This window comes from Maritalea myrionectae, from assembly GCF_003433515.1.
GTDB lineage: Bacteria > Pseudomonadota > Alphaproteobacteria > Rhizobiales > Devosiaceae > Maritalea > Maritalea myrionectae.
The window spans coordinates 1,772,143-1,796,446 of record NZ_CP021330.1; the positions used below are offsets into that span (position 1 = coordinate 1,772,143).

A 24,304-nucleotide genomic window follows, 5' to 3' on the forward strand; every position below is an offset into this window, starting at 1 on the left:
CGTGGCGGGCATGTTGCGAAGTCCACGACTGGAAAATGCACTCCAACACAGAACTAACCGAATGGATCAACGCAAATCTGGAGCTTTGGTGGTGTGTCCATCAAGTCGATGCGTTCATGGGCTTGATTATGGCCGTGGGCGTGTTCTCCCCGATTGGCTTGGCTCTTTTCATTTGGGGCAAAAAGAAAAAGGGCGTTCGCTAATGGCATTGGCACGATTTGAGCATGATTTCACGGATGATGAAGGCAATCTGATTGCGGTTGCTGGAACCGTGACAGTGCGCCGCGAAGATACGGGGGAACTTGCAATCCCTTATTCTGACCGCGATGGAACAACGGGTCTCGGTAATCCTTTCGCTGTAAGTGATGGGCAAGTCGCCTTTCATGTGATCGGTGGGTCATACAAAATCACATTGACATATGGCGCTGAAACTCGCGAACTTCGTTATCAGGCAATTGGCACGGCAGCAGAACAAGATGCCGAGGCATTGGGGAAAGCTGGATATGCTTTCGAGTTCGAGGCTGAAACCACTTCACCACCTTCTGCTTCATCAATCCGCGCAAACAACGCTGATTTGAGCGCCGCAACCAAACTCTACATCGATGATGAAACACTGGGCGAAAGCGATATTTCAGCAAGCCTTTTGGCGCTCGATCCAGGCGGCAACCTGGCCAAAAACCGCATCCGCTTAACAGTAGGGGCTGTTGATGCTGTTTTCGATGTAGATGTGGCGACTGATCAAACTACATATGTCGAGCTAGATGTGTCCAACCATGACGGTTCGACTTCACTCAATGTCGGCACTTGCCGGGTAAATGTTGAATGGGCTGGCCAAGATATTTCGGATGCTGCAATATTTGAAAAAGTCCGCAGTGTCCCATGGGGTCAAATACCCTTCGGATCAAGCACACCAGAAAGCGGCGCTGGCATTTACACTTATGCGCACTTCCCGGTCTTGGCGTGTGGACGAAATATTTTAGGAGTGCTGTATAAGTATGGCAATCAACATGACAGCGCCTCGCATGAAGGCGTTAGCGCCTCGCAGCAGCCCGCTGCGGGCGGCACGCAAAACCTCACAATTGAAGGTACATATGCATCCGGTGGAGTGGCAACACCCCCCGCTGCAACCGAAGTCGAGGTTATCTCCGATGCGGATGACAGCGCCCGAACCTTTACGGTGTATGGCACCGTAGGGGGGTCGGCAGACTCCGAAGCGATTTCCGGGCCAACAGCCGGAGTTTCCGGCGTGGCTACCACGAAGGTTTTTGAAGATGTAACCCAAGTGACAGTTGACGGGGATACTGCTGGCAACGTCAAAGTTGGCTTTAAGTTGGTCCCGCAAAATGTGTCCTACAGGTATTCGACAGACGGGGGACAAAGCTGGTCCGCCAAGATTGATATTTTTGACGGGATCGGCGCTGGGGATACTGTTTACTATTGGCCCGCGCTTGGCACACTACAAGACCTGAGTTTTATAGCGCTATGCAGCAAGCAGGTGATCGGATCAGGTACATGGACACCAGTGATGAGAAAGTCCTACGACGGCATCACATGGGATGCAGATGACACCACCATTACGATCACTGGCGATGTACCCGGCGTTGTTGAATTTTTTGGAAAAGTCCAGCGCACCCCTTCGGGGCGGTTAGTCGTGGGGGCTTACGATGGTGATGAGTCATTTGTCATGTATTCTGATGACGATGGCGATAACTGGGTATCAAAACTGATCGTCAATGATGGAGCAACTCTGTATTCAGAGGTCACCGTGGCAATCATTGACGAGCTAAACTGGATTGCAATGGTCCGAATAGACAATGTAACAGGATCAATGTTGCAATTGAAAACGGTGGACGGTGGTGCAAACTGGACTAACCAAGGACAGACCAACCTTACAGTTTCAGGGGGCTATAAAAGCCACGATCTGACGACAGTGTTCGTCGGCGGAAAGGCATATATCGCCCTCGTCTATATGGCGCGAGAGACAGTTAGTGACCCCGCGCCAAACCTCAACACCATGTGCTTTCGGTTTGCACGTGCAGATGACGCTATATCAGCGGCAACCAATTGGTCACACGAAAAGGTACTGGTAGACAGCACTGAAATGCTTTCTGGCTATTCTGCACCCGGTGGTGAAAAATCATTGGCCGGATACCCATCTGTATGGGTAAACCCCGAAAGCGGATTGGCGCTACTCGCATACGGTCGAGAGACGCTATATTATTACCAAGCGCAAGTTGAAACAAAAAAGGTCGATATTTCCTCGGAAATCGCACGCTACACGCGAAAACCTTTCAGCATATTGCGCATTGAAGATGATGAGTTCGCCACCACCATTCCTCTGCCCATCAATAGCGGTGGAACCGGCTTTTTGATGGCGGGTGGAATTGGGCGTTGGATACATTTTGCTTGGGAGACAACAGGTACAGCTGAAATTGTATCAATTGAAGAGGGGGCCGCTGGATCTAGCATGACGACAACAACGGGTACACCGGACGGAACAACCGGGACCGATGGTCAAATCACTCTTTTCCTCGACACCTCAACCAGAAAACTTGCGGTCGAAAACCGTTTAGGGTCGGCCATTTTCGCCAACCTTGAGGTCAGCATTGACGAGAGTTGATAATCTTAGGTTGGGCAGTTACTGGCAAGGGTGCGCGCAAAATCTTCCGACCTAACAGGATGAAAGGCGTTTCGATAAACCGGAAGGTGATCCCGCTAGCTATCACCGTAAGGCCCAGCGCCGCCGCCGCGACGAAAAGGTTTTGCACCACGGCCCCGTCTTGCCGTAGAGGCAGCAAAAGAAACACGGCTGGCATATGAAGTAGGTAAATGCTGTATGAGACCTTGCCCAAATAGGAAATCGCGGGGGCTTCAAAAACCCTATCCCACAAGTTGGGTTGTGATATAAGGACCATATAGCATACTCCTGCCGCCAACATCACAACTAAATATTCGTCAATAACGCTTGGGATAAACCCAGCCTTATTGCTCAACAGGGAAAGCTCCATAATGGGGCGCTCTATAACTAGAAACGCTATCGTGATTATGATCGCGGCGGTTGATGCTGACAGCACCGCGAATTTATTTATCTTAAGATCAACAAGCAAGACATAGGCGATTATGCCAGCAATACTTCCCATGAAACCACGCGCCATTGAAATGTTTGTTTTTCCCAAAATCCAGTAGAACAGTGCGATCATAACCGCGCACCCGACCAGGGTAAGCAGTCGCGTTTTAACGGCGCGATAAATAGCGATGGCACAAAGTACGGTCACTGATACGGCAAAAATTTCCACCGAAATTGACCACGCTGGCGGGTTAATATGCCCGGGTGGTGGGACGAACAATTCTGAGGTCAGAGTTAGTTCGCCAATCAGCGCAAAATTGAAATGCTTACCCGCTTCCAGCCAAGTTGGGAAAAGTTCACCTCTTGTCACGATAAAGGCCAAAAAGACCAGAGCAATGCTGAAATATAGCATGGGTATAAGCCGAAACAGGCGGTTGGCGAAAAACTGAGTGTAGGTGAATTGTTTGGTTCGGTACGAATGAAATAGCACCATGCCAGAGAGTATGAAAAACAAGTCCACCGCAAAGCTGAAATTAGGAATAGGAGCGGGGAGCCATTTGCCCACAAAGGTGGCGTATGAATGCCCAAACGCGACGACAAGAGCAAGAAGCCCTCGAATACCGTCCATTGATTTTAAGCGCAATGCGAGAGCCGTGTTCATGGGCGGGTTCTATACACAATAGCGATCCCAGTGTCTAGCGGGCCGCTAACAAATGTTAATCATTGGGTGCGGCGGTAATCCTAAAGAGGCTGCGTTTTACTTCAAGCAGATCCACCGCAAATAATTCATCACATCGGAGCATAACATACAAAGCAACTGGCCGCAGGTCATTGCTTGGCTTGTTCTAAATCCTGACATTGGAGATCATCATGGAGTTCGTTGGCACTGGTCGACGGCTTGCCCAAGGGGACGTGGGCGAGGCGGCGCGTGAGCTTGGCGTCGAAACAGCCGTGCTTTTGGCGTTTCTCGAAGTAGAGGCGCGGGGCAGGGGCTTCGACAGCAAGAACAGGCCTACACATTTGTTTGAGCCGCATGTCATGTGGCGCAACACCAAGGGGGCAATTCGACAAGCTGCTGTTGCGGCCGGGGTGGCCTATCGCAAATGGGTTCCCGGCAACTATCCCCGCGACAGCTATCCGCGCTTGCGTAAGGCCATCAACGTTGCCCGCGAACCCGGTTTTCGCTCGGGGTCATATGGCTTGCCGCAAATTCTAGGCGAAAACCACCGCTCCGCTGGCTTTGCATCTGCTGAAGCCATGTTTATCGCCATGAAACAAGGCGAACGCGAACAGCTCTTGGCCATGGTGACTTTGCTCAAGGATTGGGGGCTGGCCAAACACCTGCGCGGCAAAGACTTCACTAAGCCGTCAAGTTGGGTGCCAGCGGTCAAGCGTTACAACGGGTCCGGCTATGCCCGGCACGGCTATCACAAGCGGTGTGCAAAAGCATACATCAAGCACGCCAAGGGCATAGATGCGGCAACGGGCAGCCGCTATCCGACCAAAGTGGTTGTGCCAACTGGGGCCAAATTGCTGGTCAAGGGCATGAAAGGCGAGGCGATCCGCAACTTGCAAGCCGATCTGGCGGAATTGGGGCACAAGCTAGATATTGATGGCCGGTTTGGCGATGAGACCTACAACGCCGTGATGGCGTTCCAGCGTTCCGCTGGCCTGGTGATCGATGGCAAGGCGGGCGACGAAACAAAAACAGCCATCGCCGCCGCTCTCGAAGCGCAGGGCGCGCGAAAAGACGTTTCAGGCGACAGTCACCCGGAAAATGAAAAACGCTCACTGACGGGCTTGCAAAAGCTCTTTGCGGCGATTGTTCGGTTTGTCGCCAAAATCATCTCCAAGCTGAATAAGGATTGAATAAAATGGGACCATTTATCAGAATTGCGCTGCGCTATCTGGCGGGCGGTCTAGTGTTGAGGGGGGTGCTTTCGCCAGAAACCGCTCAAGAGCTCTCTACCGACCCGGATGTAATTTATATCATCACCCAGGCTGTTGATTGGCTGATGGTGGTTGCAGGCACTGCTTTGGCAACCGTTATCGAATGGGCCTATCAGAAAGCCAAGCAATACGGATGGGCGACATGATGGCAATCCTCTCATTCATTATGGAGAACTTGGGCGGCTGGGCTATCGGCGCGGTCAGCATTTTGATTGGCGCGGTCGGTCTCTATTTCAAGGGCCGGGGCGATCAAAAACGGCGAGAACAGGAAAAGCGGGCTCAAGCTCGCATTGAAGCCATGAAAGAAAGAAAGGAGGTGGACTATGAAGTGGACAACCTTAATGACGATGATCTTGATGATCGGCTTGCTAAGTGGATGCGCGACGGTGACGGGTAATTTCTGCGATGTAGCAGATCCGATCCGACCATCAGTCTCAGACGATTTCACCATAGGCACCCAGCGCCAAATTCTCGCACATAATGAATACGGAGCCCGCGCTTGCGGCTGGTAGAATACTTTAGGAATTACCGATGAACAGTTCTCAAACCACAAACATTGAGCGCTTGTTGGGCGAGCTACTAAATGAGACGAGATCACTGCGCCGTGACTTTGAGCGCGACCGTGTGGACGCGAAAGAAAGTCGGACCCGCGTATATAATCGGGTCGAGCGGCTCGAAGAAAGTATCGAAATCACGGCCAAGGTTGCAGCGCAAGCGCGCGAGGCATCGCAAAAAAACACCAGTACGATCGATAAGGAAATCAAACCCCAAACCGATCGGCTTAAAAACCTTGGTGTGAAGGGCGGCGGTTTCTTGGCCGGAGCTGCCCTAATGGGCGGACTTGTGAGCGCCCCAATTGTGCAAGCAGTGGTCGCAGCCTTGGAAAAGCTTTCTCGCTGACAATGATCTTGCAGCGATGATCACCCTTCCAAGACTTTGAGAAGTTGTTTTTCTGCCAAGACACTCAGCATTTGACGTGATGCTTGCTTGCTGAGTTTAATTTTTTCACGCTCTGCATCAAACACGGTTTTGTGCCGAGTGTTATCTTTCCCACCAATGCCGATCATAGCGCCAAATCGTGCGCGGCTCACCGGCTTACCTTCTTCCCCCAATGCTTCGCGGGCCTCCACAATGATGGGGCCGCTAAACTGCACCTCTTCCCGCATCCGGCTTGTATAAAGCCTTGCCAATTCAGCATTGGCAAACCAGCCGCTTGGTTCCTGAAGTGTCGCCAGCCAGGACTGCGCTTCTGCAACGTTTTTCAAATCGGGCGCATCCTTTATTGTGCGCAAACGTGACAACAGGGCGTCATTGGTTTTTTCGCTGTAGATGGCCGGAATAACGCCATCTGGCAGCACTGCAATTGCTACGGGCATCGCTATATCTCCTTTTGGGTGGTGGGGCGGCATCGCCGCCCCGTTGTGATCTATTCGATTATTTGGGCTTGGCCATCTATCGAAATGAAAACTGCCAACTGATCGGTAATGGCCAACACGTCTTGCGCGATTGCTACCAAAATTTCAGCATCAGCATTTTTGTCTTGTGTTGCTGCTGAAAAGATCACTGTAACGGGTTCTTTGAACAACTCACCGTCGTTGCTGATCCAGCCGCCTTCAGCGTCGATCGCGGTATAACCACCAAACACATTGCAAAAGTTTGCCTTCACACCATCAATGACAGGTGAGAGACTTTCGCCTTGGTTATTGTTTTGGGGGATAATGATCTCGACTTTATTCATCAACTTTCTCCTTTGTTGTGGGAACTCAATCCCTGTTGACCTTTTAAATATAGGGGTATTTACCCCTAAAATCAAGCCCTAATTTTCACTTTTTTCATCTAACAATTCTGCCAGATACGCTTGCTTCTGTCCCCGCGCATAAGGGTCATGCTCAAAGGTCCAGAGAATGACGTGGGGGTGGCGGTTGGCTAAATCGATTGCGGTTTCCCTTAGGCATTCAAGGGCTTCGTCCATGGTATCGCAAATGCCGCTATTGGTGACTGGTTGCCCGTCAATCAACCCGCCCCAACGCCCGTTCCATTTCCATAGGCCCTCTTTTGGGCCATGCTCATAGCGAGATACACGGCCCATTGCCGCATCGCCAAAATAGACGTTTCGCAAGTTGGGCTCATGCCATGCTGGGGAATCAAGTTTGTGGTGCCAGTATGGTTTGTTCATGTTGGAAATATAGGCTTTGGATTGAAGGCCCGGCAACGCAAAAGGTTATGCAAAAAATCTACAAGTCATTGATATTCACTGCAAGGTTATGCAGAAGAAAACAGGCTAACCCATTGTTTCTTATATATCGAAAATCGGTCTCCAAAACCGAGGGTCGTGAGTTCGAGTCTCTCCGCCCCTGCCATTTTCCAAACATATCAGATTTGCTGGATCACGTGGCTTTGTGCTGGTGACGCCAATATTGGCGTGAACTCGGTAAGGGTGTAGCTGGCCAACTTGGCTTGAACCAATGGGTCGGTGTCCAGCAAGGTGCGCAGCGCCGCTTCAGTGGCGTGGGTGGACAAGATGATTCCCCCCGTGCGCGGCACTTTGGGGCCACCGAACATTAAATCACCCTGTTCATATGCGGCGCCCAGATGTTTGCGGTGGGCTGCGGTCCGTTCCGGGGTGAGCGCGTCAAGATCATTGAAATGAAAGTCGATTAGAAACATTGGATTGCCTTTGCTGGTTATCGATGCTACTTTTTTGGTAGCGATAGTGCTACTAATATAGAAGCGGTGATATGTCTAGCGTTTTACCAAACCAAACTGTGCGTGGCTCAACTAGCGGCGTGCCCATTATGGCGCTCTTTGATATTTTGGGGCGCAAGTGGAACATGCGCATTATGTGGGAGTTGCGGGCTGGGCCGCTTACTTTTCGGGCTTTGCAGGCGCAATGCGGTGGGGTTTCCCCATCCGTGATGAATGGCCGGATCAAGCAACTGCAAGCGGTGCAATTGATTGGTGTGGGCGAGGGCGGCTATGTGCTGACGGATTTGGGGCAAGAGTTGATGGATCGGCTTGATCCGTTGCGTGCCTGGTCGGCTGATTGGGTCGAGGCGTTGGACCGGACATCCGAAAGCGATTGATTGGTTTGTTACCAAAAGTTCATTTTATGACAAAAGCTTAACTAGGTTCTTGGCTGGTGTTTTCGTATCTTTGTCGCAAGGGGCGAGAAAGATAACTCAAATGACCAGTTTTAAAAACAAGCATTTAGGCGCCGGGATCGCCGCTCTTCTCGTGATGGCCAACATCACATCACTTCCCGCCGCAGCCCATGAAACCAAATTGCCGCTCGGCGATGGGCAAGTGTCCAGCCAGCCCAAGCAAGACCATGTCTATTCCTGCAAAACGCGCTTTAACCCCAATGCGCCCGGTGCGCGGGGCAGTGGCGGGTGGATCAAAGGTGATTATTGGTATCCAGAGCTGAAGCCAAAGGTTGATGGCGATGTGGTTTGGTCCAATTCGCAGATCAAAGTCCAGCTTTCAGGCAACACCCGCCAAATCCGAGCCAATAATTTGCCGAGCCATGGGACGGGCGTTTATCCCGTAAAGCGCAATGATGATGCTTATCGTTATGATCGCAACCCCAATTCAATTCGATCGCAATCGATCAATTTGGAACTGCCAGCTAACCCCGAGCTTGCCTCGCGTGCGTCCTGTGTGCCGATGGGTATGATTGGTGTCGCACTTACTGGCGCGGCGATTTATAACGCGCTGGATGCCCGTGGAGATGACGCGCCAGCCCACGAAATTCAGGATGAATGTGGCGGCCACCCAGAGCGACGCGGGCAATATCATTATCATAATGGGTCCGATTGCATGATTGAGCAGGACCCGGGACCGGGAAAGCACAGCGGCTTGATCGGTTATGCGCTGGATGGATTTGGTATTTATGGCAATCAGGATCGCGACGGTGCGCATTTGAGCAATGCGGATTTAGATGCCTGCCATGGGCATGTTGGCGCAGTAAACTGGGATGGGCAGCTTGTGACGATGTATCATTATCATCTGACCGACGAATATCCCTATACGCTTGGCTGCTTTGCCGGCACGCCGGTGCGGGGGCGGTGAAGGTGAACTTAGCGCTGCCCGCAATGACATTTTTGCGGGCAGCGACGTGTTTAAAATTAGTTGGTGATCTTGTCGACCATTGTGCTGCTGGGCAAGCAGGTGACTTGCACTTTGTAGTGCATTGAGGCCGCTTGCTGGGTGGTGCTGGAAATAGACCAGCTATTGTTTTTCGCCTTGCGTTTGCGTGCAGCGACGGCGTCCAGCTTAAAATAGGCATAGGCTGTGGTCATTTGCTTTTGATTGAGCACGCTAAACCGTGAGCTGCCCTGTTGGCGCTTGCTGGCAAGCAAAGCATTGCACCGTTCAACAGGATCTTTGCCAACCCAATTGAGTTTAGAAACTGGAATGTGTGGATCATAACCAATTTCCCAGGTGCGGAGGCTGCCTGAACCAACATCGCGGCCGGTGAAGCGTTTGATCCATTCGCCGGGGCCTTGTGCTTCAAAATAATTTGTTGCCTGCAACGTGCCCAGCGCAGCAGCAACGATGCGTTCGCCGTTGGTGGCGCGTGCCCTAAGTTTAAAGATAAAGCGGTGGCTGTTGGTTTTGATACTGGTATATTCGCTGCCATTGGAATTGACTTCGATTGGCACAATGTCGATACCATTCATGCTGATGGAGACAGATTCAATCCAATCTGCTGAATAAGAAGCCGTTGGTGCGGTGAGGGCGGCGATCAGCCCGAACGCTGCCAGTTTTTTGAATGTATGTTTCATGAGTTTCCCTTTGCATATCCTCGATGTGGGGCAAACATGCAAAAGTGAAGCTGAATTGAGACTGAACGTGATATTTAGGTTCTAATTGAGTCAGTTAGTGACGATGGCGTGGCCACACTTTTGCCCTACCGGAGGTGTGTTTTTGAATGCGTGGATTAAAGAAAATTGCATTGCCAAGCAAAGGTTAGTGAGTATAATAATAGACTAATTCGAACCGGTGCACCGAACGTGCGACTTTATATATTTAGATTCCTTTCCTTCTGTTTAGCGAGTGTTGTGTGCCTTATTATCATTTGGCTCGGCCACAATGTATATTCCACTTACTGGGGAGCGAGAGACGGGTTTCCTGGCTTTTTTTACGAAGCCGCGGCGTGGCCTCAACTTTCGCAACCTTTGAGTGGCAAAGAAATTGCGGCACTGAGGAGTGCAAAATATAATTGGTGTTATGGTTATGATCCCTCTAGTGGGCTTTGCGAGGTGATTACACGCTATGTGGGGTCAGATAGTCGGCCTACATTTTTCGGTCTCGTTAGAGATGAGGCACGCTCTGGTAGGACCATCATGCTTATTGTAGAGGTTGAACAAGAAACAGATGTTGATGGTAAAGAGTGTTTAGTGTTCAGCGAAGGACTAGACAATATCAAAATTGCTACGGCAATTAACCCTTTGCCAAACAAGCTTCATTCAAATGTGAGAGAGATTTACCAATCAGAACGGCGGAAAAATGAATTGCGTCGATTGGCATCACCAATATTTTTGGCACTTAGAAACCGGTGTACACAATCGCAGCGAATTGGCACAACAGCGTTGGGTACTCCCATAATATATGATCGCACCACTCGATCAGATGCGAAAGGCCGGACGACTGTGGAATATGCTATTGCGCATTTAATGACGAGGGATGGGGTTAGGGCCCTCGATCTTTTGCTTCATTAATCTGCCTTGAACTGCGGTAACGTTTACGTCTTAAGAGGGTTGCGTTTTCGTATGCTTTTAGCTAAGAAGGCGCAACCAGCCGTGCGGGACTTTCGCGCGGCTATTTGGTTATGGGTATCTGTATTTGTGAAGAAACGGCTGTAAGTCGTTGAAAAGTCACAGTTTGAACAGTCAGGATAAGATATGGCACGGACGAATCCTTTTACATTTTTGCAGCAAGTTCGCGCAGAGGTTACGAAAGTCGTTTGGCCAACCCGTAACGAAACATTGATTTCAACTGTTATGGTTTTGATCATGATCACATTGGCCAGCCTGTTTTTCTTGGCGGCGGATCAGATTAATTCATGGGTTGTTGGATTGTTGCTCAGCTTAGGCTGAGGTTTAACTAAAAGCGGTAAGGTTTTAAACGCATGGCAAAGCGCTGGTACATTGTCCAGGCCTACTCAAATTTTGAGCGTAAGGTTGCGGAATCCATCAAAGAAAAAGTGGCGAGCACGGGGCTTGATCATTTGTTTGATGAGGTGTTGGTGCCCACCGAGAAAGTGGTGGAAGTGCGCCGCGGACGTAAAGTCGATGCAGAGCGCAAGTTCTTCCCTGGCTATGTTTTGGTGAAAATGGAATTGACGGATGAGACATTCCATTTGATCAAGAACCAACCGAAAGTCACAGGCTTTTTGGGTTCTGATCATAAGCCAATCCCGATTTCGGAAAAAGAAGCCCAATCTATTCTAACTCAAGTGCAAGAGGGCGTTGAGCGTCCCAAACCTTCTGTTAGCTTTGAGGTTGGCGAGCAGGTGCGTGTTTCTGACGGTCCTTTTGCAAGCTTTAACGGCTTGGTTGAAGAGGTTGATGAAGAACGCGCGCGGCTTAAAGTTGAAGTTTCTATCTTTGGCCGGGCGACCCCGGTTGAGTTGGAATATGGTCAGGTTGAAAAGCTCTGATCATTTGAATGGTGCGGGAGAGGGTGTTGGTGTTGCCACATCAATGCATTCAACCTCGTGACCGCACTGTCGTTAAATCGGTCTCACATTGAGGCCAACTAAATAAAGGCACGACAAATGGCAAAAAAGATTGAAGGCTATCTCAAGCTTCAAGTGCCGGCGGGCAGCGCCACGCCGTCACCTCCAATCGGCCCTGCGCTAGGTCAGCGCGGGTTGAACATCATGGAATTCTGTAAAGCGTTTAACGCGGCTTCGCAGGAAATGGATAAAGGCGCGCCGGTTCCGGTTGTGATCACCATTTTTGCGGATAAGAGCTTCACTTTCGAGATGAAGATGCCGCCTGTGAGCTATTTCTTGAAACAAGCTTTGAGCCTGAAAAGCGGCTCACAAAAGCCTGGTCACGATGTAGCTGGCACGATCACACAAGATCAGTTGCGCGACATTGCAGAAAAGAAAATGAAAGACCTGAATGCGGATACAGTTGAAGCGGCAATGGCTCAAATTGCTGGTTCTGCTCGGTCCATGGGTCTAGCGGTAGCGGAGTAAGCGATATGGCCAAACTTGGTAAACGGACTAGAGCTGCCCGCGAAGCAGTTGATCGTAAGAAGCTTTATGATTTGAGCGAAGCGGTTGCTTTGGTAAAAAGCAATGCTGGCGCTAAATTCGACGAGACCATCGAAGTTGCGATGAACTTGGGCGTTGACCCTCGTCACGCTGACCAAATGGTTCGCGGCGTTGTTTCACTTCCTAACGGCACAGGCCGTGACGTACGGGTTGCTGTTTTTGCGCGTGACGCGAAAGCTGACGAAGCTAAAGCTGCTGGTGCAGACATTGTTGGTGCAGAAGACCTTGTTGAAGAAGTTCAAAAAGGCAATATCGACTTTGATCGCTGTATCGCGACACCAGACATGATGCCTTTGGTCGGTCGTTTGGGTAAAGTTTTGGGTCCTCGTAACCTGATGCCAAACCCAAAAGTGGGCACAGTGACACCTGACGTGAAAACTGCTGTTGAAGCTGCTAAAGCTGGTTCAGTTGAATTCCGCGTTGAAAAAGCTGGTATTTTGCATGCTGGTGTGGGCAAAGCCTCATTTGATGAAGCCAAATTGGTTGAAAACATCAAGGCCTTTGCTGACGCTGTTTCAAAAGCAAAACCTGCTGGTGCAAAAGGCACATATATCCGTCGTGTGGCGTTGTCTTCGACAATGGGCCCAGGCGTGCATATTGACGTTTCAAGCGTTCAAGGCTAATTGAACGCCACCATATGCGCGTGGCTGATGTTACGCGCATCAAAGTTTCAGGCGAAAGCCTGATGGAGGAACCCGAGAAATTGGGTTCCTTAAAGTCCTGTCCGAGACTGTGGGTGCACCTTTGGTGCTTAATCGATAAAAGCCTGCAATAGATGGGGTGAGAATGAAACAGATTTGGCGTTATGCCATGTGTGTTTGGTTCGAACCGGATTGGTTTGGCGTTATTGCCGCTGATCTACAGGCATTTCACCGTTGCTTGGGGAAGTTTGGTTTCGGCCAATGCTTAAACAAGCAGCAAATCTGCAAATAGTTCGGAATTATTCCGGGCTTTAAAGTGGAGAGAAGCAGTGGATAAAGCGGAAAAGCGTGAGCTCGTCTCGTCATTGCACGATGCATTTAATGCGTCAGGTTCTGTCGTCGTAGCTCATTACTCAGGCTTGTCAGTTGCCGACATGGAAGATCTGCGCGTGCAGATGAAACAGGCAGGTGGTCAGGTCAAGGTTGCGAAAAACCGCCTTGCCAAGCTCGCTCTTGAAAATGCAGAGATTGCGGATTTCAGTGAATATCTCACTGGTCCGACTGTTCTGGCATATTCGGAAGACCCCATTACGGCAGCGAAAATCTCTGCCAAGTTCGCCAAGACCAATGATAAATTGGTTATTTTGGGCGGCGCAATGGGCGAAACGAAACTGGACGCCGCTGGCGTTGCAGCATTGTCAGAATTGCCATCTCTTGATGAACTACGTGCGAAACTTGCTGGTATGCTTACACAGCCTGCTGCCAAGATTGCATCTGTTCTTCAAGCTCCAGGCGGTCAAGTTGCCCGCGTGGTCTCGGCATATTCACAAAAGGGCGAAGCGGCATAAGGCGCTTCGCAACCACCCACGGTTCGAAACATTTAAACACAAAAGAGGAATACAATGGCTGATCTAGAAAAGCTCGTTGAAGACCTATCTGCCCTTACAGTTCTTGAAGCTTCAGAATTGTCAAAAATGCTTGAAGAAAAATGGGGCGTGTCAGCTGCTGCTCCTGTTGCAGTTGCTGCAGCCGGTGGCGACGCTGGCGGTGCTGCTGCAGAAGAGAAAGACGAATTTGACGTCATTCTTACTGGTGCAGGCGACAAGAAAATCAACGTGATTAAAGAAGTTCGCGGCATCACAGGTCTTGGCTTGAAAGAAGCTAAAGATCTTGTTGAAGGCGCACCTAAGCCTGTTAAAGAAGGCGTTGCGAAAGCAGAAGCCGAAGAGCTTAAAGCAAAGCTCGAAGCTGCAGGCGCTTCAGTCGAACTTAAATAGTTCTTTTTGGGTGGCGAGCCTTCGCGGTTTGCCACCCGAATTTGCTGGCGTAATTCAGCATATAGGTTTGATTTGTTAACCAAATCAGACGAAGTTGCGGAAACCTTGATATGAGGGCAGATGTCCCGAGCACCGTCGGCTGATTGTCGGTGTTCTGGACACTTGCCCTTCAGGCATTTTAAAAAGCATAGGAGCGGGCATGGCCACCACCTATAATGGTCGACGTAAGGTACGGAAGTCCTTCGGCAGCATTCGTGAAGTCACGGAGATGCCAAATCTCATTGAAGTTCAAAAAGCTTCTTACGATCAATTTCTATTGGTCGACAAACCCGATGGCGGGCGCGCCGACGAGGGTTTGCAATCTGTTTTTAAGTCGGTTTTCCCGATCACAGATTTTGCCAATACGGCGTCATTGGACTTTGTGTCCTATGATTTTGAACAACCAAAATATGATGTAGACGAATGTCGTCAGCGCGATATGACCTTTGCGGCGCCGCTGAAAGTGACTTTGCGTCTGATCGTATTTGAAGTTGATGAAGAGACCGGCGCACGGTCCGTTAAAGACATTAAAGAACAAGATGTTTATATGGGCGATATGCCGTTTATGACATCTAACGGCACATTTGTTGTGAACGGTACCGAGCGTGTGATCGTTTCTCAAATGCACCGTTCACCTGGTGTGTTCTTCGATCACGATAAAGGTAAATCGCACTCCTCGGGCAAATTGTTGTTTGCGGCGCGGATTATTCCTTACCGTGGTTCATGGCTCGACCTCGAGTTCGATGCGAAAGATATTGTTTTCGCCCGTATCGACCGTCGTCGTAAGATTCCAGTGACTTCATTGCTCAAAGCTTTGGGCATGGACGCTGAAGAAATTTTGGCCACATATTACAACACCATTTCATTCGAACGCACCAAAAATGGCTGGCGTCAGCCATTTGAATGGGAAAAGTTCCGCGGCACCAAGCCAGCATTTGATTTGATCGATGCAGACAGTGGTGACGTTGTGCATGAAGCAGGCAAGAAATTGTCAGCACGTGCAGCGAAGAAATTGGCTGAAGGCGGCATGACACACATTTTGGTGGAAGACGCCGAATTGTTTGGCAGCTATGTGGCTGAAGATTTGCTCAACCTTGAAACCGGCGAAATCTATGCCGAAGCAGGTGATGAGCTTGATGCTGATTTGCTCGAGAAACTGGTTGAAGCTGGCTTGGACGAAATTCCAATGCTCGACATCGACCATGTGAATATCGGTGCTTATTTGCGCAACACATTGGCGGTGGATAAGAACGAAAGCCGCGAAGATGCGCTGTTCGATATTTATCGCGTGATGCGTCCGGGCGAGCCACCCACCGTTGAAACAGCCGAAGCGATGTTTGAATCATTGTTCTTTGATTCAGAGCGTTATGACCTTTCTGCTGTTGGTCGGGTGAAAATGAATATGCGTTTGAACGTAGAGTGTGAAGACACTGTGCGGACATTGCGCAAAGAAGACATTGTTGAAGTTGTTCGCACATTGGTTGATCTGCGCGATGGTCGCGGCGAAATCGATGACATCGACAACCTTGGCAACCGTCGTGTGCGTTCAGTTGGCGAATTGATGGAAAACCATTACCGCCTTGGTTTGTTGCGCATGGAGCGCGCGATCAAAGAACGTATGTCTTCTGTTGAGATCGACACTGTGATGCCACAGGATTTGATCAACGCGAAGCCTGCGGCTGCTGCGGTGCGTGAATTCTTCGGTTCATCACAATTGTCTCAGTTCATGGACCAGACAAACCCATTGTCTGAAATTACCCACAAGCGTCGTCTTTCAGCGCTTGGGCCAGGTGGTTTGACCCGTGAGCGTGCTGGCTTTGAAGTGCGTGACGTGCACCCGACCCACTATGGTCGGATCTGCCCGATTGAAACGCCTGAAGGTCCAAACATTGGTTTGATCAACTCATTGGCGACATTTGCCCGCGTCAACAAATATGGCTTTATCGAAACCCCTTATCGTAAGGTGGAAGACGGTAAAGTGACTGACGATGTTGTTTACCTCTCCGCAATGGAAGAGGCGCGTTACAACATTGCGCAGGCGAACGCCAAACTGACAGACGACAGCGAATTCCAGAACGATCTGGTCACTGGCCGTCGGGCAGGTGAGGTGATGTTGATCCCTCGCGAAAATATCGACTTGATGGACGTTAACCCGAAACAGGTGATTTCGGTTGCGGCATCGCTTATTCCATTCTTGGAAAACGATGATGCGAACCGCGCTTTGATGGGTTCAAACATGCAGCGTCAGGCTGTTCCATTGTTGCGTTCGCAAGCTCCGTTCGTGGGCACAGGCATGGAGCCGGTTGTGGCCCGTGATTCTGGCGCTGCGATTGTGGCGAAGCGGACAGGTATTGTTGATCAGGTGGATGCGACACGTGTTGTTATTCGGGCAACCGAAGAAACAGACGCATCAAAAACCGGCGTAGACATTTATACCTTGATGAAGTTCCAACGCTCCAACCAGTCAACTTGCATCAACCAGCGTCCGTTGGTTGTGGTGGGTGACCATGTTGAAGCTGGCGATATTATCGCTGACGGTCCTTCAACCGATCTTGGTGATTTGGCACTTGGCCGTAACGTGCTCGTCGCGTTTATGCCTTGGAATGGCTACAACTACGAAGATTCGATCCTTCTTTCAGAAAACATCGTGAAAGATGACGTGTTCACCTCAATCCACATTGAGGAATTTGAAGTGATGGCGCGGGACACCAAATTGGGTCCTGAAGAAATCACACGCGACATTCCAAACGTTTCTGAAGAAGCTTTGAAAAACTTGGACGAAGCAGGCATCGTGCACATTGGTGCTGATGTTGAAGCTGGTGACATTTTGGTGGGTAAGATCACACCAAAAGGCGAAAGCCCAATGACACCAGAAGAAAAACTGTTGCGTGCCATTTTCGGTGAAAAAGCCTCTGACGTACGTGATACATCATTGCGTGTTCCTCCTGGGGATGCAGGCACTGTTGTTGAAGTGCGTGTGTTTAACCGCCACGGTATCGACAAAGACGAACGTGCGATGGCTATTGAGCGTGAAGAAATTGAACGCTTGGCGAAAGACCGCGACGACGAACAATCCATCCTTGATCGGAACGTGTTTGCACGTTTGAAAGAGATGTTGTTCGGCAAAGAAGCAACAGCAGGGCCAAAAGGCTATGTTGCAGGCACCAAATTGAACGATGCAATTTTCGAAGCGCATCCACGTTCTAAATGGTGGCAGTTTGCGGTTGATGACGACAAGGTCATGTCTGAAATTGAAGCCCTTCAAGGCCAATATGAAGACAGCCGTAAGCAGCTTGAACAGCGCTTTATTGACAAGGTTGATAAGCTACAGCGTGGTGATGAATTGCCACCAGGCGTGATGAAGATGGTTAAAGTTTTCGTTGCGACTAAGCGTAAGATCCAGTCTGGCGATAAGATGGCTGGCCGTCACGGGAACAAAGGTGTGGTTTCTCGCATCATGCCAATCGAGGATATGCCTCACTTGGCCGATGGCACACCAGTAGACATCGTTTTGAACCCGCTTGGCGTGCCAAGCCGGATGAACGTTGGTCAGATTCTTGAAACACACATGGGTTGGGCTTGTGCCGGCATGGGCAAGCGCATTGGTGAAATGTATGACACTTATCGTCGTGCAGAAACCAAGGACGTGACCCCGCTGCGTGATGAGTTGAACCACGTTTATAAAGACGATGACTACGTTGAAAATCTCGATGATGACAGCGTTGTTCGTTTGGCCGACTATCTGCAAAACGGTGTTTCTATTTCAACACCTGTGTTTGATGGTGCCAAAGAGCCTGACATTGTAGACATGCTTGAGCGGGCAGGGCTTGAAGGTTCTGGTCAATCTCGCTTGATCGACGGCCGGACCGGTGAAGAATTCCACCGTGACGTGACCGTGGGTTACATCTACATGCTGAAATTGCACCACTTGGTGGACGATAAGATCCACGCGCGTTCTATCGGGCCATACTCACTTGTGACTCAGCAGCCATTGGGCGGTAAGGCACAGTTTGGTGGTCAGCGCTTTGGTGAGATGGAAGTTTGGGCGCTTGAGGCTTACGGTGCAGCGTACACCTTGCAAGAAATGCTGACGGTTAAGTCAGATGACGTTGCAGGGCGCACAAAGGTCTATGAAGCGATCGTACGAGGCGATGATACGTTTGAAGCAGGTATTCCAGAAAGCTTTAACGTGTTGGTCAAAGAAATCCGGTCTCTTGGTCTCAATGTTGAATTGAGCTCCAGCGAAGACGATGGTGACGATGACGGAGATACGTTGGAGGCTATTGAAGAGTCTTCACAGGATGCAGCTGAATAAGCCGCGGACTGAACACGTAACTCAATCGCTTAATTTTTAGCAGCGGGTTGAGGATGAGCGGCGATTTCATCCCACCCCTGCATTAAAGGAGACAGGAAAATGAACCATCAAGTCATGGATCTTTTCAATCCGCAGGCCCAAGCTCAAGTGTTTGATCAGGTTAAGATCAACATCGCGAGCCCTGAGAAAATTTTGTCATGGTCGTATGGCGAGATCAAAAAGCCTGAAACCATCAACTATCGTACGTTCAAGCCTGAGCGGGACGGTCTGTTCTGTGCGCGTACTTTTGGTCCACAAAAAGACTATGAGTGCTTGTGCGGCAAATATAAGCGCATGAAGTTTAAAGGCGTGATCTGTGAGAAGTGTGGCGTTGAAGTCACCTTGTCACGCGTCCGTCGTGAACGCATGGGCCACATTGAACTGGCCGCGCCAGTTGCACACATCTGGTTCTTGAAATCATTGCCATCCCGTATCGCGCTTCTGCTCGATATGACATTGAAAGATGTTGAGCGGATTTTGTATTTCGAAAACTATGTGGTGATTGAGCCCGGCCTCAGCCCGTTTGCTGTGAACCAGTTGATCACGGAAGAAGAATATATCGACGCCCAAGACGAATATGGTGCCGATGCCTTCACCGCGATGATTGGTGCGGAAGCGGTGCGCGAAATGCTTGCGGCGCTCGAGTTGGAAAAACTCGCCGCAGAATTGCGCGTTGAAATTGCCGAAGCCACAACTGAGCTGAAGCCGAAAAAACTCGGCAAGCGCTTGAAAGTGGTTGAGCACTTCATCGTTTCAGGCAACCGTCCTGAATGGATGATCATGACCGTTGTGCCGGTTATTCCACCTGAATTGCGCCCGTTGGTGCCGTTGGATGGTGGCCGTTTCGCAACGTCTGATTTGAACGACCTTTATCGTCGCGTGATCAACCGGAACAACCGTTTGAAGCGTTTGATGGAGCTGCGTGCACCTGACATCATTATTCGTAACGAAAAGCGTATGCTGCAGGAATCTGTTGATGCGTTGTTCGATAATGGTCGTCGTGGCCGCACCATCACTGGCGCCAACAAGCGTCCGCTTAAATCTTTGTCAGATATGCTCAAAGGTAAGCAGGGCCGTTTCCGTCAGAACTTGCTGGGTAAACGCGTTGACTATTCTGGCCGTTCAGTGATCACCGTTGGTCCTGAATTGAAGCTGCACCAGTGTGGTTTGCCAAAGAAAATGGCTTTGGAATTGTTCAAGCCGTTTATCTATTCACGTCTTGAAGCCAAAGGCTTGTCTTCAACCGTGAAGCAGGCGAAAAAGCTGGTTGAAAAAGAGCGTCCTGAAGTTTGGGATATTCTGGATGAAGTGATCCGTGAACACCCTGTGATGTTGAACCGTGCGCCGACGTTGCACCGGTTGGGCATTCAGGCGTTTGAACCGACATTGATCGAAGGTAAAGCCATTCAGCTTCACCCATTGGTTTGTGCCGCGTTTAACGCTGACTTTGACGGTGACCAAATGGCCGTTCACGTGCCATTGTCGCTCGAAGCGCAGTTGGAAGCACGTGTGTTGATGATGTCTACCAACAACATCTTGCACCCTGCGAACGGTTCGCCGGTTATCGTGCCATCTCAGGATATTGTTCTGGGGCTTTATTACCTCTCATTGATGAATGACAATGAGCCAGGTGAGGGCATGGCCTTCGGCAATATGGGCGAAATTGAATATGCGCTTGAAAACGGCGTCATCACGTTGCACACCAAAATCAAGGGTCGTTTTAAGACCATTGATGCCGATGGCAATGAAGTGAGCCAAATTCACGAGACCACACCAGGTCGGATGATGATTGCGCAATTGCTGCCGAAAAGCCCGAACGTGCCATTTGAGGCATGTAACCAGTTGATGACGAAGAAGATGATTTCGGCGTTGATCGACACGGTTTATCGTGGTTGCGGGCAGAAGGACACAGTGATCTTTTGTGACCAAGTCATGGATCTCGGTTTCCGTTATGCGTGTAAGGCGGGTATCTCGTTCGGTAAGGATGACATGGTTATCCCTGACACCAAAGTGGGTATCGTTGAAACAACCCGTAAGCAGGTTGAAGAGTTCGAACAGCAGTATAATGACGGCTTGATCACACGCGGCGAGAAGTACAACAAGGTTGTTGATGCTTGGGCCAAATGTGGTGACAAGGTTGCGGATGAGATGATGAGCCGGATTTCTTCGGTTCAAATTGATGAAGAAACCGGACGTCAAAAGCAGATCAACTCAGTTTACATGATGTCTCACTCAGGTGCGCGTGGTTCGCCAGCGCAAATGAAGCAGCTTGCTGGTATGCGTGGTTTGATGGCGCGTCCGGATGGCGGCATCATTGAAACGCCAATTATCTCAAACTTTAAAGAAGGTTTGACCGTGAACGAGTACTTTAACTCGACCCACGGTGCCCGTAAGGGTTTGGCGGATACTGCGATGAAAACTGCGAACTCAGGTTACCTGACTCGTCGTTTGGTTGACGTGGCGCAAGATTGCATCATCACCGACAAGGATTGTGGTTCTGAAGAAGGCCTCACCATGACCCCTATCATCGATAGTGGTAACGTGATCGCGTCTTTGGGTAGCCGCGTGCTTGGCCGTACAACGGCTGAGGATGTTGTTGATCCGAAATCAGGTGAAGTGATTGTTGCGCGCGGCGTGATGGTTGAAGAAGCTGATGTTGAGCGCATTGAGGCGGCCAAAGTGCAGTCGATCAAGATCCGTTCAGTGTTGACTTGTAAGCAGCGTCAAGGCGTTTGCGGCACCTGTTATGGCCGTGACCTTGCCCGCGGTACCCCTGTGAATATGGGCGAAGCGGTTGGCGTTATTGCGGCGCAGTCTATTGGTGAACCTGGTACACAGTTGACCATGCGGACCTTCCACATTGGTGGTACAGCGCAGGTTGTGGATAGCTCCTTTATTGAGGCGAACCACTCTGGTGTTGTGTCCATCAAATCTGGCCAAGTGGCTGAGGATAGTGAAGGGCGCACCGTTAACATGAGCCGGAACCTTGTTCTTGCCATCTCAGATGATGATGGCAATGAGCGCGGAACACACAAGGTGCCTTATGGTGCGTTGTTGCGGATCAAGGTTGGCGAAAAGGTTGATGCTGGTCAGCGTATTGCTGAATGGGATCCATATGTGCGTCCGGTCTTGGCTGAAGTTGAAGGTGAAATCGCCTTTGAAGATTTGGTCGAGGGTGCGTCTGTTTCTGAACAAACTGACGAGAGCACAGGCTTTACCAAACGCTTGGTGATCGATTGGCGTTCTAACCCACGTGGCGAGCACTTGAAGCCTGCATTGGCCATTACCGGCAAAGACGGCAAGCCCGTTAAGCTGGACCGTGGTGGCGATGCACGTTACTTGCTCTCAGTGGATGCGGTGATTGCTGCTGATCCTGGTTCAAAAGTGAACCCAGGTGACGTTATCGCCCGTACGCCTTTGGAAAGTGCGAAAACAAAAGACATTACCGGTGGTTTGCCACGGGTTGCGGAATTGTTTGAAGCGCGTCGTCCAAAAGATCATGCGATTATCGCCGAGATCGACGGTATCATCCGCTTTGGTCGTGACTACAAAAACAAGCGTCGCATTGTGATTGAGCCTCATGAAGAGGGTGGCGATCCTGTGGAATATCTCATTCCAAAAGGTAAGCCGTTCCACCTTCAAGAAGGTGACACCATTGAGCGTGGCGAGTATTTGTTGGACGGTAACCCAGCTCCACACGATATTCTGGCGATTAAAGGCGTTGAAGAGTTGGCCAAATATTTGGTCAATGAAATTCAAGAAGTTTATCGCTTGCAAGGTGTGGGCATTAACGACAAGCACATCGAAGTGATCGTGCGTCAGATGCTTCAAAAAGTTGAAATCACTGATCCAGGTGATTCAGGCTTGATCAAAGAAGAGCATATTGACCAAATCGACTTTGATGAGTTGAACCAGCGTTTGGAAGCTGATGGCCGCAAGCCAGCACAAGGTGTGCCGGTTCTGTTGGGTATCACCAAAGCTTCATTGCAGACCCGTTCGTTCTTCTCAGCTGCATCGTTCCAAGAAACGACACGCGTGTTGACCGAAGCTGCAGTGAGCGGCAAGGCTGATCCGCTTGAAGGCTTGAAAGAGAACATCATTGTTGGTCGTTTGATCCCAGTGGGTACAGGGGCGTTCACCGCCGCGACCCAGAAGATCGCTGCCAAGCGTGACGATCTCATCTTGGCCGAGCGTCAGCGCCAGGCCGAGGAAGAGCTGGCAGCAAAGAATGCCTTGCGCATTGAAGCTGCGGCGGAAACCTCAACTAACGGTGCGGGCGAATAGCTCAAACTGCAGTCTGATGGCTAAAGTGTTTAAAGGGCGTCCATTCGGGCGCCCTTTATTTTTGGGAATCGATTCTGATGAACAGTGCACAACGGAATCAGCACCTTGAATCAGCGGCAAATTGATTCAATTATGAGCCTTTATTGCAGACGAAAAGTCGGCAATTTTTGCCCCAAACTGGGCTATGCCGACAAAGTAGGCGTTAAGACGATCTTAAAGGCGGTTTTTTCGGCCATATTTGAAAAAATCAGCGATAACCCTTGACGTAGAGCCCGGTTCGATTTAGTAACGCCCTACCTTCGCGGTAGGTCGTGAAGCATTTGATCGGTTTCGGCTAACAAAAAAGTCCTTACCCATATGCTTCAAACACACCGTCGGGTAACAGACGCGACAATTGCGAGACACAAGATCTCTGGGTAAACAGCCTAGCGATCCTCTGTTTTATAATGGTGCCGCCGAGCCTTCGGGTCGATGGGGAGCGCCATTTGGTTGTTGTGATCTGGTGAATTGAGTTTTGAACGGATGGAAAGAAGGTTCGAGCAATATGCCGACCATTAATCAGCTGATCCGCAAGCCTCGGCAGGCGAAGCCAAAGCGGAACAAAGTTCCAGCTATGGAAGCAAACCCGCAAAAACGCGGTGTTTGCACACGTGTGTACACAACGACCCCGAAGAAGCCTAACTCAGCGTTGCGTAAGGTCGCCAAAGTGCGTCTAACCAACCAACGTGAAGTTATTTCTTATATTCCGGGTGAAGGCCACAATCTGCAAGAGCACTCTGTTGTTCTTATTCGTGGCGGTCGTGTCCGTGACCTTCCTGGTGTGCGGTATCATATTTTGCGTGGCGTTTTGGATACCCAGAGCGTCAAGGATCGTAAGCAGCGTCGTTCTAAATACGGCGCTAAGCGGCCTAAGTAAGGAGTTTACGTTCAATGTCACGTCGGCATCGCGCGGAAAAACGTGAGATTAACCCGGATCCTAAATTCGGTGATCTCGTCGTTACGAAATTCATGAATTCGCTCATGGTAGATGGCAAAAAGTCAGCTGCCGAGCGTATTGTATATGGTGCATTCGATGCGGTTGAATCGCGTACGAAGCAAGACCCAGTTGAGGTGTTCCATCAGGCCCTCGATAATGTGCGTCCTGCGGTTGAAGTACGTTCTCGCCGTGTTGGTGGTGCAACCTATCAGGTTCCCGTTGAAGTGCGCACTGAGCGCCAGCAAGCATTGGCCATTCGTTGGTTGATTTCTGCTGCACGGGCACGTGGTGAGAATACAATGGTCGATCGTTTGTCTGGTGAGTTGCTCGATGCACTCAACGGTCGCGGTCAGGCTGTTAAAAAGCGTGAAGATACGCACCGGATGGCAGACGCCAACCGTGCCTTCTCACATTACCGCTGGTAAGTTTTT

Annotated in this window: 25 protein-coding genes; 19 read left to right on the forward strand and 6 right to left on the reverse strand. The window is 50.2% G+C overall.

What is annotated here, in order from left to right:
* Positions 1-35 precede the first annotated feature (35 nt).
* Together MXMO3_RS18680 and MXMO3_RS09055 are read left to right on the forward strand one after the other, a co-directional pair.
* On the forward strand, positions 36-203 hold the full coding sequence (locus MXMO3_RS18680) for a hypothetical protein (RefSeq protein WP_162889201.1): 168 nt from the start codon (positions 36-38) through the stop codon (positions 201-203).
* Positions 203-2,620 (forward strand): sialidase family protein, encoded by a 2,418-nt coding sequence (locus MXMO3_RS09055; protein ID WP_162889202.1) that lies wholly within the window; start codon positions 203-205, stop codon positions 2,618-2,620. The genes MXMO3_RS18680 and MXMO3_RS09055 overlap by 1 nt, the downstream gene beginning before the upstream one ends.
* On the opposite strand, the gene MXMO3_RS09060 is transcribed toward MXMO3_RS09055, so the two are convergent.
* Positions 2,601-3,710 carry an acyltransferase family protein gene (locus tag MXMO3_RS09060; RefSeq protein ID WP_162889203.1) on the reverse strand — a complete coding sequence of 370 codons (1,110 nt, stop codon included), beginning with the start codon at positions 3,708-3,710 and terminating at the stop codon, positions 2,601-2,603. The genes MXMO3_RS09055 and MXMO3_RS09060 overlap by 20 nt on opposite strands.
* 227 nt (positions 3,711-3,937) lie before the next feature.
* Between MXMO3_RS09060 and MXMO3_RS09065 the strand changes: the two genes are divergently transcribed.
* The 4 genes from MXMO3_RS09065 to MXMO3_RS09080 all read left to right on the forward strand — a co-directional run bounded on the left by MXMO3_RS09065 (position 3,938) and on the right by MXMO3_RS09080 (position 5,917).
* Positions 3,938-4,936 carry an N-acetylmuramidase domain-containing protein gene (locus tag MXMO3_RS09065; protein ID WP_117395688.1) on the forward strand — a complete coding sequence of 333 codons (999 nt, stop codon included), beginning with the start codon at positions 3,938-3,940 and terminating at the stop codon, positions 4,934-4,936.
* Positions 4,937-4,941: 5 nt separating this feature from the next.
* The gene (locus MXMO3_RS09070) at positions 4,942-5,163 is read left to right on the forward strand and encodes a hypothetical protein (RefSeq protein ID WP_117395689.1); all 222 of its coding nucleotides are present in this window, start codon (positions 4,942-4,944) and stop codon (positions 5,161-5,163) included.
* Positions 5,151-5,414, forward strand: coding sequence for a hypothetical protein (locus tag MXMO3_RS09075; protein ID WP_117395690.1), 264 nt, complete (start codon positions 5,151-5,153; stop codon positions 5,412-5,414). The genes MXMO3_RS09070 and MXMO3_RS09075 overlap by 13 nt, the downstream gene beginning before the upstream one ends.
* Positions 5,415-5,548: 134 nt before the next feature.
* A complete protein-coding gene (locus MXMO3_RS09080; protein WP_117395691.1) occupies positions 5,549-5,917 on the forward strand; it encodes a hypothetical protein in 369 nt (122 codons plus the stop codon).
* Between the two features lie 20 nt (positions 5,918-5,937).
* Here the strand turns inward: MXMO3_RS09080 and MXMO3_RS09085 are convergent, their stop codons facing one another.
* From MXMO3_RS09085 to MXMO3_RS09100, 4 genes are all read right to left on the reverse strand, one after another.
* Positions 5,938-6,393: a hypothetical protein gene (locus tag MXMO3_RS09085; RefSeq protein ID WP_117395692.1), complete on the reverse strand. Its 456-nt coding sequence runs from the start codon at positions 6,391-6,393 to the stop codon at positions 5,938-5,940.
* Positions 6,394-6,443: 50 nt separating this feature from the next.
* Positions 6,444-6,755 (reverse strand): molybdenum cofactor biosynthesis protein MoaE, encoded by a 312-nt coding sequence (locus MXMO3_RS09090; protein ID WP_117395693.1) that lies wholly within the window; start codon positions 6,753-6,755, stop codon positions 6,444-6,446.
* Between the two features lie 78 nt (positions 6,756-6,833).
* Positions 6,834-7,136 (reverse strand): hypothetical protein, encoded by a 303-nt coding sequence (locus MXMO3_RS09095; RefSeq protein WP_162889204.1) that lies wholly within the window; start codon positions 7,134-7,136, stop codon positions 6,834-6,836.
* 254 nt (positions 7,137-7,390) lie between these two features.
* Positions 7,391-7,684: a YciI family protein gene (locus tag MXMO3_RS09100; protein ID WP_117395695.1), complete on the reverse strand. Its 294-nt coding sequence runs from the start codon at positions 7,682-7,684 to the stop codon at positions 7,391-7,393.
* Between the two features lie 71 nt (positions 7,685-7,755).
* Here MXMO3_RS09100 and MXMO3_RS09105 point away from each other — a divergent pair, with 71 nt between their 5' ends.
* A complete protein-coding gene (locus tag MXMO3_RS09105) occupies positions 7,756-8,100 on the forward strand; it encodes a winged helix-turn-helix transcriptional regulator (RefSeq protein ID WP_117395696.1) in 345 nt (114 codons plus the stop codon).
* A 100-nt stretch (positions 8,101-8,200) separates the two neighbouring features.
* Positions 8,201-9,085: a YHYH protein gene (locus MXMO3_RS09110; protein WP_117395697.1), complete on the forward strand. Its 885-nt coding sequence runs from the start codon at positions 8,201-8,203 to the stop codon at positions 9,083-9,085.
* Positions 9,086-9,141: 56 nt separating this feature from the next.
* Here MXMO3_RS09110 and MXMO3_RS09115 read toward each other — a convergent pair whose 3' ends face one another.
* Positions 9,142-9,801, reverse strand: a complete 660-nt coding sequence (locus tag MXMO3_RS09115; protein WP_117395698.1) for a hypothetical protein — start codon at positions 9,799-9,801, stop codon at positions 9,142-9,144.
* 561 nt (positions 9,802-10,362) lie between these two features.
* Between MXMO3_RS09115 and MXMO3_RS18685 the strand changes: the two genes are divergently transcribed.
* From MXMO3_RS18685 to rpsG, 11 genes are all read left to right on the forward strand, one after another.
* The gene (locus tag MXMO3_RS18685; RefSeq protein WP_162889205.1) at positions 10,363-10,737 is read left to right on the forward strand and encodes a hypothetical protein; all 375 of its coding nucleotides are present in this window, start codon (positions 10,363-10,365) and stop codon (positions 10,735-10,737) included.
* A gap of 183 nt (positions 10,738-10,920) precedes the next feature.
* On the forward strand, positions 10,921-11,115 hold the full coding sequence (secE, locus tag MXMO3_RS09125; RefSeq protein ID WP_027836102.1) for a preprotein translocase subunit SecE: 195 nt from the start codon (positions 10,921-10,923) through the stop codon (positions 11,113-11,115).
* Positions 11,116-11,147: 32 nt separating this feature from the next.
* On the forward strand, positions 11,148-11,678 hold the full coding sequence (gene nusG / locus MXMO3_RS09130; protein WP_027836103.1) for a transcription termination/antitermination protein NusG: 531 nt from the start codon (positions 11,148-11,150) through the stop codon (positions 11,676-11,678).
* 117 nt (positions 11,679-11,795) lie between these two features.
* Positions 11,796-12,224 carry a 50S ribosomal protein L11 gene (gene rplK / locus MXMO3_RS09135; protein ID WP_027836104.1) on the forward strand — a complete coding sequence of 143 codons (429 nt, stop codon included), beginning with the start codon at positions 11,796-11,798 and terminating at the stop codon, positions 12,222-12,224.
* 5 nt (positions 12,225-12,229) lie between these two features.
* Positions 12,230-12,925, forward strand: coding sequence for a 50S ribosomal protein L1 (gene rplA, locus MXMO3_RS09140; protein ID WP_027836105.1), 696 nt, complete (start codon positions 12,230-12,232; stop codon positions 12,923-12,925).
* Positions 12,926-13,272: 347 nt separating this feature from the next.
* Positions 13,273-13,791: a 50S ribosomal protein L10 gene (rplJ, locus tag MXMO3_RS09145; RefSeq protein WP_027836106.1), complete on the forward strand. Its 519-nt coding sequence runs from the start codon at positions 13,273-13,275 to the stop codon at positions 13,789-13,791.
* 54 nt (positions 13,792-13,845) lie between these two features.
* A complete protein-coding gene (rplL, locus tag MXMO3_RS09150; protein WP_027836107.1) occupies positions 13,846-14,220 on the forward strand; it encodes a 50S ribosomal protein L7/L12 in 375 nt (124 codons plus the stop codon).
* Between the two features lie 199 nt (positions 14,221-14,419).
* A complete protein-coding gene (rpoB, locus tag MXMO3_RS09155) occupies positions 14,420-18,574 on the forward strand; it encodes a DNA-directed RNA polymerase subunit beta (protein WP_117395700.1) in 4,155 nt (1,384 codons plus the stop codon).
* A gap of 99 nt (positions 18,575-18,673) precedes the next feature.
* Complete coding sequence (gene rpoC, locus MXMO3_RS09160; protein WP_117395701.1) at positions 18,674-22,897, forward strand: DNA-directed RNA polymerase subunit beta'; 4,224 nt, start codon at positions 18,674-18,676, stop codon at positions 22,895-22,897.
* Positions 22,898-23,441: 544 nt separating this feature from the next.
* A complete protein-coding gene (gene rpsL / locus MXMO3_RS09170; RefSeq protein WP_027836110.1) occupies positions 23,442-23,813 on the forward strand; it encodes a 30S ribosomal protein S12 in 372 nt (123 codons plus the stop codon).
* Positions 23,814-23,827: 14 nt separating this feature from the next.
* Entirely contained in the window at positions 23,828-24,298 is a 471-nt protein-coding gene (rpsG, locus tag MXMO3_RS09175; RefSeq protein WP_027836111.1) for a 30S ribosomal protein S7, read from the forward strand.
* Positions 24,299-24,304 lie beyond the last annotated feature (6 nt).

Coding starts and splice junctions, on each gene's coding strand:
- MXMO3_RS18680 (WP_162889201.1), top strand. CDS start 36: ATGCACTCCAACACAGAACTAACCGAATGGATCAACGCAAATCTGGAG.
- MXMO3_RS09065 (WP_117395688.1), top strand. CDS start 3,938: ATGGAGTTCGTTGGCACTGGTCGACGGCTTGCCCAAGGGGACGTGGGC.
- rpsG (WP_027836111.1), top strand. CDS start 23,828: ATGTCACGTCGGCATCGCGCGGAAAAACGTGAGATTAACCCGGATCCT.
- rpoB (WP_117395700.1), top strand. CDS start 14,420: ATGGCCACCACCTATAATGGTCGACGTAAGGTACGGAAGTCCTTCGGC.
- secE (WP_027836102.1), top strand. CDS start 10,921: ATGGCACGGACGAATCCTTTTACATTTTTGCAGCAAGTTCGCGCAGAG.
- MXMO3_RS09105 (WP_117395696.1), top strand. CDS start 7,756: ATGTCTAGCGTTTTACCAAACCAAACTGTGCGTGGCTCAACTAGCGGC.
- MXMO3_RS09055 (WP_162889202.1), top strand. CDS start 203: ATGGCATTGGCACGATTTGAGCATGATTTCACGGATGATGAAGGCAAT.
- MXMO3_RS09085 (WP_117395692.1), bottom strand. CDS start 6,393: ATGCCCGTAGCAATTGCAGTGCTGCCAGATGGCGTTATTCCGGCCATC.
- rplA (WP_027836105.1), top strand. CDS start 12,230: ATGGCCAAACTTGGTAAACGGACTAGAGCTGCCCGCGAAGCAGTTGAT.
- rplL (WP_027836107.1), top strand. CDS start 13,846: ATGGCTGATCTAGAAAAGCTCGTTGAAGACCTATCTGCCCTTACAGTT.
- MXMO3_RS09075 (WP_117395690.1), top strand. CDS start 5,151: ATGGGCGACATGATGGCAATCCTCTCATTCATTATGGAGAACTTGGGC.
- nusG (WP_027836103.1), top strand. CDS start 11,148: ATGGCAAAGCGCTGGTACATTGTCCAGGCCTACTCAAATTTTGAGCGT.
- rpoC (WP_117395701.1), top strand. CDS start 18,674: ATGAACCATCAAGTCATGGATCTTTTCAATCCGCAGGCCCAAGCTCAA.
- MXMO3_RS09080 (WP_117395691.1), top strand. CDS start 5,549: ATGAACAGTTCTCAAACCACAAACATTGAGCGCTTGTTGGGCGAGCTA.
- MXMO3_RS09115 (WP_117395698.1), bottom strand. CDS start 9,801: ATGAAACATACATTCAAAAAACTGGCAGCGTTCGGGCTGATCGCCGCC.
- MXMO3_RS09110 (WP_117395697.1), top strand. CDS start 8,201: ATGACCAGTTTTAAAAACAAGCATTTAGGCGCCGGGATCGCCGCTCTT.
- rplK (WP_027836104.1), top strand. CDS start 11,796: ATGGCAAAAAAGATTGAAGGCTATCTCAAGCTTCAAGTGCCGGCGGGC.
- MXMO3_RS09100 (WP_117395695.1), bottom strand. CDS start 7,684: ATGTTTCTAATCGACTTTCATTTCAATGATCTTGACGCGCTCACCCCG.
- MXMO3_RS18685 (WP_162889205.1), top strand. CDS start 10,363: ATGCTTATTGTAGAGGTTGAACAAGAAACAGATGTTGATGGTAAAGAG.
- rpsL (WP_027836110.1), top strand. CDS start 23,442: ATGCCGACCATTAATCAGCTGATCCGCAAGCCTCGGCAGGCGAAGCCA.
- MXMO3_RS09070 (WP_117395689.1), top strand. CDS start 4,942: ATGGGACCATTTATCAGAATTGCGCTGCGCTATCTGGCGGGCGGTCTA.
- MXMO3_RS09090 (WP_117395693.1), bottom strand. CDS start 6,755: ATGAATAAAGTCGAGATCATTATCCCCCAAAACAATAACCAAGGCGAA.